The 9,822-nt window shown below is 63.4% G+C and carries 9 protein-coding genes; 3 read left to right on the top strand and 6 right to left on the bottom strand.

The window, feature by feature from the left end; translation table 11 throughout:
- Positions 1 to 143 precede the first annotated feature (143 nt).
- Entirely contained in the window at positions 144 to 1,289 is a 1,146-nt protein-coding gene (locus tag ACIQ09_RS11080) for a patatin-like phospholipase family protein (RefSeq protein WP_398309270.1), read from the bottom strand.
- A gap of 25 nt (positions 1,290 to 1,314) precedes the next feature.
- Positions 1,315 to 3,300: a TRAFs-binding domain-containing protein gene (locus tag ACIQ09_RS11075; RefSeq protein WP_398309267.1), complete on the bottom strand. Its 1,986-nt coding sequence runs from the start codon at positions 3,298 to 3,300 to the stop codon at positions 1,315 to 1,317.
- Between the two features lie 594 nt (positions 3,301 to 3,894).
- Between ACIQ09_RS11075 and ACIQ09_RS11070 the strand changes: the two genes are divergently transcribed.
- A complete protein-coding gene (locus ACIQ09_RS11070) occupies positions 3,895 to 4,440 on the top strand; it encodes a hypothetical protein (RefSeq protein ID WP_398309264.1) in 546 nt (181 codons plus the stop codon).
- Positions 4,441 to 4,567: 127 nt separating this feature from the next.
- The gene (locus ACIQ09_RS11065) at positions 4,568 to 4,876 is read left to right on the top strand and encodes a hypothetical protein (protein ID WP_398309261.1); all 309 of its coding nucleotides are present in this window, start codon (positions 4,568 to 4,570) and stop codon (positions 4,874 to 4,876) included.
- Between the two features lie 13 nt (positions 4,877 to 4,889).
- Here the strand turns inward: ACIQ09_RS11065 and ACIQ09_RS11060 are convergent, their stop codons facing one another.
- The 4 genes from ACIQ09_RS11060 to ACIQ09_RS11045 all read right to left on the bottom strand — a co-directional run bounded on the left by ACIQ09_RS11060 (position 4,890) and on the right by ACIQ09_RS11045 (position 7,839).
- The gene (locus ACIQ09_RS11060; protein WP_398309258.1) at positions 4,890 to 5,327 is read right to left on the bottom strand and encodes a hypothetical protein; all 438 of its coding nucleotides are present in this window, start codon (positions 5,325 to 5,327) and stop codon (positions 4,890 to 4,892) included.
- Positions 5,328 to 5,442: 115 nt separating this feature from the next.
- Entirely contained in the window at positions 5,443 to 6,087 is a 645-nt protein-coding gene (locus tag ACIQ09_RS11055) for a lysozyme inhibitor LprI family protein (protein ID WP_398309255.1), read from the bottom strand.
- A 71-nt stretch (positions 6,088 to 6,158) separates the two neighbouring features.
- On the bottom strand, positions 6,159 to 6,695 hold the full coding sequence (locus tag ACIQ09_RS11050; protein ID WP_398309252.1) for a cupin domain-containing protein: 537 nt from the start codon (positions 6,693 to 6,695) through the stop codon (positions 6,159 to 6,161).
- Positions 6,696 to 6,732: 37 nt separating this feature from the next.
- Positions 6,733 to 7,839 carry an alcohol dehydrogenase catalytic domain-containing protein gene (locus ACIQ09_RS11045; RefSeq protein ID WP_398309249.1) on the bottom strand — a complete coding sequence of 369 codons (1,107 nt, stop codon included), beginning with the start codon at positions 7,837 to 7,839 and terminating at the stop codon, positions 6,733 to 6,735.
- A gap of 344 nt (positions 7,840 to 8,183) precedes the next feature.
- Here ACIQ09_RS11045 and ACIQ09_RS11040 point away from each other — a divergent pair, with 344 nt between their 5' ends.
- Complete coding sequence (locus ACIQ09_RS11040; RefSeq protein ID WP_398309246.1) at positions 8,184 to 9,626, top strand: HDOD domain-containing protein; 1,443 nt, start codon at positions 8,184 to 8,186, stop codon at positions 9,624 to 9,626.
- Positions 9,627 to 9,822: the final 196 nt, after the last annotated feature.

Here is a 9,822-nt window from a genome sequence, read left to right as displayed (position 1 = left end):
TCACAGAATTGCCGTTGATCGTGTCCGCGGGCTACTGATGTCGCCCCTACGAGTCGCCCTGCGCGGATCGTCAGACGACGCGTCAAACTCAAGAAATCAGCTTCACTCGACCTCCGCACGTGGCTTCCCGGACAGGTTGTTGATTACAGGAAACCGCGCAGGTGCTCCGCCGTCTTCACGTGCGCACCTGCGTAGGCCACGCCCACTTCCTGGATCTGCGGAATGAAATCGATGGAGTCCAGCGTCTGCACATCGGCGGCTTTGATGTGGTCAAGACCCAGCGCATCGAGCCCGGTCTGGCTCACGTCCGGGTCGTAGCGCACGTAGGCAAACTGTTTGGTGCCGGTGGAGGTGGCTGCGCCCACCATGTCGCCGAACTCCCGGTCGATGGGGCGGCCGAAACGGCACTCGCCCACCAGCCGGCAGGCCATGTCCCAGCCGGCGCTGGCAGCGTTCATCAGGGCGCCGGGCAGGTTCCTGGCGTTGTCCATCAGCCACAGGTCGCCGGGCTTCAGGTCTGGCCGGGCGGCAGGGGCGCTGCCGGTGCCCACCGAGACGATCAGCAGCTGGTCGGTGCCGGTCTTCCAGTTGAGACGATAAGGCTCGGCGGTGGCCATCTGGTAGGCCAGGAAGGCGGCGTTGTTGTAGGTGGTGACACCGCCATCCACGAAGACGAAGGTGTAGGCCTGCTTGCCCTTGCCGAGGGTCACCACCTCGGGCGGAAAGAAGGTGGGCGCGGCCGTGCTGGCGCGCACCAGCTGCCACAGGGGCAGCGCCAGGTTGCAGTCGTGCCGGTCGCGCTGGTTGTACGTGGCGAAGGGGTTGTTGCTCACCGGCCAGGGTGAATCGGTGCTGGCGTTGCGCATCACCATCATCAGCAGGGAGCGCAGGCCCGGGCTGCCCAGGGTCGTGTCGGCGCCCAGTGCATCGCTGAATGCAGCCTGCAGCTTTTTCGCCAGGGGTTCCTTGTTGTAGGAGTAGTGCAGGCGCTTGAGCAGGGAGGCCTGGTCGAACATTTGCTTGCCGCTGCTGACGTAGAAGCCGCGGATCTGCTCGGTGCTCATGCCGGCCGAAATGCAGGCGGCGACGATGGCCCCGGTGCTGGTGCCGCAGACAAAGTCGAAGTAGTCGCAGAGCAGCAGATCGGGCTTGCCGAGTTCGGTGCGCAGGTCGGACTCCAGCCTGGCCAGAATTTCGACACTCATCAGGCCGAGGATGCCTCCGCCATCGCAGGACAGGATCTTCTTGGGGCCAGGGGTCTTGATGCGCAGTTCGAGGGCGGTGGGCATGGTGGGTGTCCTTTGCGGAGAGGGCTTACCAGAGCTTGCGTGTATCGAGCCAGACGACCTGGCCGGTGCGTTGTTTCACTTCGCGAACCATGTGTTCGGTGCCGCCGGGGCCGTCGCCACCACTGCCGTTCCACAGGCAGATCATGTAGCCGCGCTTGACGCCCAGGGACAGGGTGCTGTGCAGCAGCCAGTGGTTGCAGCGTTCGAAGGGGCTCATCGGCTTGCCGGACGCGTCTTTGGGCAAGGGGCCGAGAACCTCCGGCATGACCCGGTTGGGCAGGGTGCGGGTGTGGTCGCGCACGGCAAAGTAGCGGTCGCGCCAGGCATCGCCATTGGTGGCCGGGAGGATGGATTGTTCGATGAAGTCGGCCTCGGGCAGGGGCAGCAGGAGCTGCACATGCATGCCCAGGGCGAGGCAGGCTTCGGTAAACAGCAGGTCGCCACCCGAGGCGCCCTGGGTGATGGCCAAGTCGTCCTTGCCGGCGCCGAGGCGGGCCAGGGCGTCGGCGATGGCCTGGGCGGCGATGGGCTCCTTGTCGGCCGGGAAGCGCGGCGTGGGCCGGGCGGGGCTGTCGATCATGTGCCCGGAGAACAGGAACACCTTGCGCGGCTGCCAGCCCTTTTCGGTGGGGGGCTCGAGCCGGGTGAGGGCGCGCTCGAAGGTGGTGATGCCGGCGCCCACCTCGTCGGGCCGGAAGCCCAGGCTGGCGAGCAGGCGCAGCTGGGCCAGGCAGGCATCCAGGGCAAACCAGTCCTTGTCGGCCAGGGCGATGGCGGCCTGGTAAGCATCCTTCACATCCTCGGCGTTGCCGTTGAGAATGGCCAGATCGCCCAGGGTGGCTGCAGCCCAGAAGCGCTGCGCCGGGGACCGCTCGCAGGTGGCGGCCCAGGCCACACCGCCAGCCATGGTGCGCGCTTCGGCGTCGAAGTCGGCCTCGTTGGTGAGATGGCGATGGAGGTGCATCAGGGTGACGGCATTGATGCCCGAGTAGTAGTGGTCCGGTGCGGCGCGGAAGGCCCCAGCATAGCCGACGATGGCTGCCTTCAGCAGCGCTTCCTCGTAGGCGGCGTCTTCACGCATCTTCGCCGGGCTGTGCTCCGGGTGGTTCCAGGCGTCCATCCACGCGTCCTTGTCGAGGCGGGCGAGGAGCGACTGGGTTTCCACATCGCCCGGGTGTTCGACCAGGATGGCCTCGTAGGCGCTCCGGGCGTCGTCCGGCCGCTTCAGGCGCTGCAGGCAGATGCCGCGCTGGCGGGCGGCCTCCAGATTGGTGGGGTCGAAGCCGAGGGCCAGATCGAACTGTTCCAGGGCGTAGTTATAGTGCCGCCCCTTGAGCAGGGCCGTACCTGCCTTGAGCCTGGCCTCCACCCGCAGGGCGGTGACTGGCGCCTCGTCGGCCAGCACCAGCACATCCTCCGGTCGGCCGGCCTTGCGGGCTTTGTCGATGAGGGCCGCCCAGGCATCGTGGCGATGCCAGTACTCCCGCACGGCACCGATGCGCAAGCTCTTCCAGTCGGGCTCACGCAGATTGGGGAGCAGCCCGTACACCGGGCTCACCGGGCGTTCGTGCCAGGCCGCGAGGGTGGCGACGGTCATGTCGGTGATGGCCTTGCGGTCGTCGGCCAGATGGGCCGGGTCGGGCGCGCCGTCCTTCAGGTGGTAGGTCAGCTTGCGGTCGGTGTAGATGTCGAAGGGCTTGGTGTTGCGCGGCCCCTGGACGAGGACCACCCCGCGGGCCCGCAGGGCGTGGCGCACCCCCAGTTCGTACCACACGTTGGGGTTGTCGATGCTCAGGTCGGCCACCACCAGATCGGCCATCAGCAGCTCCTGGAACATGTCCAGGCGGATGTCCCCGGCCCGCTGCTCCTTGTCGGCCCGCAGCACCTCCAGCCCCGCATCCTCCAGGGCCGGCTTGATCAGTTCATCGAAAATGCGGTTGAAGTCGACCTGCTCACCCTTGTCGTTCGGCTTGGTGCCGAAGGGCATTGCCACGAAGGCATGGAGTTTCATGGAGGTGTCCCGGGAGTGGAGGGGGTTGAGCTGGCAAGAGGGAATAGACGTATGCATCTTAGTTGGCACTGCATGGGGCTGACAAGCACGTGGCTGAGGCGCATGCGGTTGATTCCAGGCCGGGGTCTTGATTCTCCAGATAGCCAGCCGTGGCCTCATTTGAGCCGGTTTGACTTGAACACATGAGGTGGTTTCGGGTGGCGAATTGGGTAGATGTCCGACGAGTGGAATACTGTGAAAAATGTTGTTGCAAAATCGGCCGCGTCATTCGAATATGCTCAGCGATAGAGAGGCGGTGGCGCCTCAGAGGCTTCGGTAGTGATTGCCGATGGTCTGATGATGGAGATCAAACCGTAGCATGTCGCTCCTGAACACGTGTTGAGTTGAATTGAATGCGCGCGTGAGCTCAAATCAGGCTTTTGCGGTCTTTGAGGGGCAATTGGCGATGGCGAATTGCTCTTTTGTATTTTGCTTGTTGGTACTTGCGGGGCTGGCGAACTCGAACGCCGCCGATTAAATGCAGGCTTAATCGCACCCGATGCCCGATCAGAGTCTGGCGGGGTAGTGCAGCAGGAGAACAGATGGCCATCTATCTTGGGTCGCGTGGTTCCAGTAGGCACTCATCAATTTATCGTGCTGACGGGCTTCTACCTCATGTCGTGCCGGGCTTTTTCTGCCGTCGAAGCGCAGGCGCGCTTCCTTGGGCGAAAAGATGGTCAGGACGTTTATGGTGTGGTCGTCGGTGCGCAAAACATCAACGGGCGACTCGTCGCCGAGTATTTCGAGAAATCAGACCTCAAGGCGACGATGGAGTTTTTTGGGGGAGAGAAGGTTTCAGCTTTCCGGTCAGATTTTGATACAGAGATGTTTCAAGCCGGCTTTGGCGCTTTGAGCGACACGGCTGCCATTGAACGGGTCATCTGGCGGATTGAGAACTACAGGATCAATGTCCGCAATGACCCAATCAAGTATCCCGCGGCCGGTATTGGCTTCAACAGCAATAGTTGGGCTCAGACCGTGATTCAATGTGCAGGCGGAAGTGCCACCGAAAACACCACGGGTCTTGACTGGGCCAGCGACAAGAGAATCCCCGAGACCTATTTTGAACCGTATTGTGCAGCGCGCCCCAAGGTAAATTAGGCGGCCAAAAAGCAGCTTGGTTTTTCCCAATCCTGCCTGATATGCCGACGCTGCATTCGGGTTCATGTATCAAGGCGAGGCAGGATCGTCATAGCCATTAAATCGATAAGCACCTGGAGATAAGCTGATGGTTGCGCCTCTTGTTCCGGCTGGTACCGTGGTCATTGTGCGCGGCGTCAAGCTTGTTGCCGTTCCGCTTTCAAAGATACGGCCGCCTGCGATCTATGAGCTCAACCAGGCCCGACTCATTCAACTCAAGAACGGCTTCAATACTCTGGGTGAAATTCTCACCAACCCCCAGTGGCAGGGGGATCCGATTACCTTGACTTGCTCTGGCAACGCTTACGAAGTTACCGATGGACGACACCGTGTTTCGCTGGCCATTGAGCTGATGAAGGATAAAATCGACTGCGTATGGGCTCGAATTCTTAATTGAAGCCTGAGACATCTCACATCACGACGCCTTTCAGCGCTGCCTTTATCGAGGCGCCATAAATCATCTTTTTGATCCCTGTAATGCCTGCAGCGGTCAATGCCTGGCTGACCGGGATGCCCACGAGAACCTGAAAATAGGCGTATTGGGCTGAGCTGACGGCTGCCTGTGCCCCGGTACGGAGGATTTCCCTGATACTCGATTGAATCAGGTCTACATCGTAGGCCGCTTCCTGAAGGGCGAGGCTGTAGGCAATGTGCAGATCCCATGCGGGTTTCTGACTGAACCACAAGTGCTCATCCAGTGACGTTCTTGAATCCAGGTTCTGGTCCTTGAATCCGTAGTGATATGCGATGCACTGGATCGTCTCGTTCGAGACCCCAACGGTGGCCAGAATCTTGGTTGGCTGGATCTTGTCGTAGATGACATGCCAGTTGAGTTGCGACAGCGCCATTCTTCTTCCCTTTCCATTCTTGTCTGGCCGAAGGCATCAGCCTCGCTTGTCACGCGATACGCATCACGAGTCAGTCAGCCTCCCAATGGTGGGCTGGCTGCCCTGCGTCAATCATCTAACGCGCAGTGCACTGTAACGCGTCTGTCTTGCCGGTGTCGGTGTTCAGCCAGTTCACCTGCAGCGTGTCGCCCTTGGTCACGAGGCTGACGTTTTGTCCCTCGTAGCTGCCATCACCGGCCGCACCCACACGCCACAGTGTCACGGTGCGATCCCCGCGTTCCAGGCGGATTGTGGCTGGGTCGGTGTCGAAAAAGTTCGCCACGATCTCGTTGGCGGGATTGTTCTGACAGGTATGGGCGATCGTCTTGGGTGCCACCAGCCGCCACACCGACTGCAGCTCCGAGGTGCGCAGCCGGTACTGGGCATCCACGCAGCCCTTCACCGTATCCACCGTCCACGTCGCCGTGATCCAGGTCTGCTGCCCGTTCGCCTTCCAGCACTCGTTCCGGCCCTTGACCCACCCGCGCTGCTCGGCCCGCAGCTGCGCCGCAAGCTTGCCCGTGGCCTTCGCCGCGGCGGCCTTGTAGACCTCGGCAAGCCGAACATCCCGCGCCGCCAGTGACGCGTCATTGCAGATCAGCTTCTCCACCTCACCCTGCGCCTTCGCACAGGTGAAGGTGGGGCCTGCAGCGAAAGCCGCAGCCGAAAGGCCCAGCCCCCAGGCCGCGAGGGGGGCAGCAACAAACAAGGCAATCTTCATCGTGAGCATCCTCCAGACATGCGTTGTGGGTCGAACATCACGATAGTGTAAGGCACGGGCGAGGGTGGCAATCAGCCGCGTACTGCGCCGATCAGCACGAAGAACATGCGCGCCGGGTGCTCGCTGCGGTTGCGCCAGGCATGCCGGGTGCCGAGCTGCACAACGACGTCGCCCGCCTTCAGGTGGCGCACGCGCCCGTCGTCGAGATCCAGCCAGATCTCGCCCTCCAGCACGACGCCATAGTCCATCGTGTCCGTGCGGTGATAGCCCGATCCGTCGGGGTCGAAGCTCTCGGCGAGGCCGGGCAGCCGTTGCGCAAACTCCATCCCGGCGGCGGCAGGGTCGAAGTGGGGGGCGCTCATCACGCTGTCGGGGGGGAAGCTCACCATCATGGCGATGGTGCCGCCCGGCTGCGGAATGACCGACTCCACCGCCACCACCGGATCGGACGGGCGTGTGGGGATCGCCGGTTGGGGGCCGGTGCGCCAGAGCAGGTTGGCGACGAAGCCGGGGTGGTGCTCAAAGGCGCCGTGCTCCAGTGGCGTTTGCAGGGCAAAGTCGGCGCGGCCTTCGGCGTCGTGGCCGGTGACGATTCTCGTGGGTTGCATCAGCTTCTCCTCGTTGGGGTAAGGCGTGGTGGGGCGGTCAGGCGTGGGTGATGTGGAAGTTGGTAAAGCCGTTGGCCTGGGACTCGACCGCCGCGAGCGCTTCATTGAGCTGCTCCAGCGGATAGGCGTGGGGCTCCAGCAGGCCCAGGTCCACGAGGCCGGCGCCGATCATGCTCACCAGTTCCTCCCCTTCGGTCGGGGTGAACCACAGGGAGCCGATGTACTGCAGTTGTGCGCACATGAAGGGGTGCGGATCAATCGGAATGGGGCCGGCCACGCCGCCGATCTGCACGATGCGCCCGCCGCGGGCCACCGCACCCATGGCATCGACCGAGAGCTCGGCGGGCGCCTTCGCCCCCAGGGTGTCCAGCATGGCGTCTACACCGTCGGGCAGATGCCGGCGCGCCTGCTCGGCGATCCCGCCTTCGCCCAGCACCACCGGCACCACGCGCTGGGGGGCGACGGCGACGAGGCGTTCCAGCGCAGTGCGATCCCGGGCAACAACCAGCACCTGGGCGGCGCCGAAGGCGAGCGCAAGGAGCGTCGCGCCCACCCCCAGGGTGCCGGTGGCGCCGAGGATCAGCAGACTCTGGCCGGGCCGCAGGGCCGATTTGCGGATTGCCGAATAGGCGGTGCCCAGGTAGCCGAGGCGGGCTGCCTGGGCTGAACTCAGCGTGTCGGGTAGACGAACGAGGTTGGCCGCCGGGGCGGTCAGGTATTCACCGTAGCCCGCATGGGGGTAGCGCTTGAAGATCGCCTGGGAGCCCGGGCCGAAGCCGAAGTAGCCCATGAAGGTATAGCTGTCGCAGCGTGTCGGCTCGCCCTGCCGGCAGTAACGGCACTCGCCGCAGCCGATGCCCGGGTTCACATACACCCGGTCGCCCGGCTTCCAGGCGGTGACGCCATCGCCCACCGCCGCCACCGTGCCCGCGCTGTCGAGGCCGAAGGTGGCCGGTAGCGCCGGCAGCGGCAAAAAGGGATACCAGCTTGGAAAGTGCGTGACCACGTTGCGCAGGTTCGGAATCAGCCCGCAGGCCTCGACCTTCACCAGCACCTCGTGCCTGCCCGGCGTGGGGATGGGAATCTGATCAATGGAGAACCTGCCACCAATCTCATGCAAGCGCGCCGCCCGCATCATGCTCATGTTGTCTCCTCCGCGAGTGGTATGGGTTCTGGCCGCACAAGGATGGCGGGCCAGACCGGGGAGGGCTCGAGCCCGGCAGTGTCTGCAGCCCCCGCCCTCAGAAGGCGAGTGCATCCCCGAGACCTATGCTCGCCTTTCCGTCACCTGCCTGCGCTCCGTGGGCTGACGGGTTTATCCCGGTGGTGCAAGGAAAACGCGGGGCGGGTGGGCAGGCGCATGAGCGGATGACGTGTATGAGTGAAATGGGGGCAGGCGTGTCGGGAGATCATGGCTCTCACTCCCCTGTGCGCCGACTGCCCCTCAAGCCGCAACGTCCCCTGCCGATATCGATCAGAGGTGACAACATGAATTCCATTAGTCCTGGCCCTTCTGATCTGAGTGAATGGATCGCCCGCATCCGCGGGTGCGATATGCCGGTATTTGCACGCACTGTTGATGCCCTGCGGAGGATCATCGGTGACGAACGCGCGTCCGCGTCTGCATTGGCACAGGTCATCCTGAAAGACGCCTCCATGACCACCAAGGTGCTGCGGCTTGCCAATAGCGCCTACTTCAATCAAGCCCACCAGGGAATCAGCACGGTTTCCAGGGCCATCGTGGTCCTGGGATTTGATCCCGTGGCCCAGCTGGCCTTGTCAGTGGCACTCATTGACGTGCTGCTGAGCGGCAGCGTGCGCAGCCGTGTCAATCTGGAAATGGCACGCAGTTTTCACGCAGCGGTACAAGCCCGATGGGTGATTCAGCGGCGAGGCGAGCAGGAGGGCGAAAAGGTGTTCATCGCCGCGCTGTTGTCACGGGTGGGGGAGATGGCTTTCTGGTGCTTTGGTGGCGAGCGCGCGCAAGCCCTCGAACGGTGCATGAAGCAGGGCCAGCTGCGTGAAGAAGAGGCTCAGCAAGTGGTGCTGGGGTTCTCCCTGCGCCATCTTTCGGCGGGATTGGTGCGGGAGTGGAAACTGGGCTCCCTGGCGGCTGCCGCGATCGAGGGCGATGCGCGAAGCCATGGGCCAGAGTGGGCGGTGGTGATCGGCAACCGGTTGGCACGCGCGTCTGAGGACGGGTGGGATTCCACCGGTGCGCGCAGGGTGATCCGCGAAGCAGCGGACTATCTCGGTCTGCCGCCGTCCGTGGTCAGCGCAGAGGTCATCGCCAACGCAGGAGAGGCTGCACGCGTAGCCGCATTTTTTGGGGCACCTGAGGCTGGACGGGCGATTCCAAGGGCGGATGCGTCCGTCGTTGTGCCTGACTCCGAGGCGCTGGCCGTCCCTTCCGGGCCCGACGCGGCACTGCAGTTGCGCATCCTGCAGGATCTTGCGGTGATGAGCCTTGAACGGGCGGCCATCGCCGACATTCTTCAACTGGCTGCCGAAGGCTTGGTTCGGGGCGTCGGCTGTGAGCGGGTGGTGGTCGCGCTCCTGACACGTGATCGCATGCATCTGCGGGGCAAGTTCGGGCTGGGCAGTGGTGGTGAAGCTCTTTGCGAGCATTTCAGCTTTTCGATGGACGGTGATCCGGAGGATGTGATCGACGAAGCCATTGATAGCGGCACAGCAAGCTGGATCAACGTGGAACGCGTAGAGCGCGGTGGCACCGAAAGGCTGTGCGCCGTCACCGGCTGCGAGTCCGGTTTCATTGTGCCCTTTGGCTTGGCATCACGGCAGATCGGCGTGTTCTATGCCGACCGCAACGGCCGTGGGCTCGACGAGGCGAGCTGGCGCGCCGTCCAGCACTTCGCCCTGCAGGCCAGCCTCGCGGTGGCCTTGTGCGAAGCCGGTGGGGTGGGGAACTAGCCATATGGCGTCCATAGCTCGGTGGGGGGACGGGGGGATTCCCGAGGACGATAAAATCCCCTTACCCTGTGGTGCCGTAATTGACTCTGCCTGATCGAACCGATGCAAGCAGGGTGTCAAGCACGAGCAGATTATTCAGGTCCGAACTTGCTCGGGCGAGGTGGGCCGGGAATTGCTCTGCGTAGTCTTGGGTGCA

Source organism: Zoogloea sp. (assembly GCF_044344315.1).
In the GTDB taxonomy this organism is placed as follows: domain Bacteria; phylum Pseudomonadota; class Gammaproteobacteria; order Burkholderiales; family Rhodocyclaceae; genus Zoogloea.
This window is presented reverse-complemented; position numbering and strand designations above follow the sequence as displayed.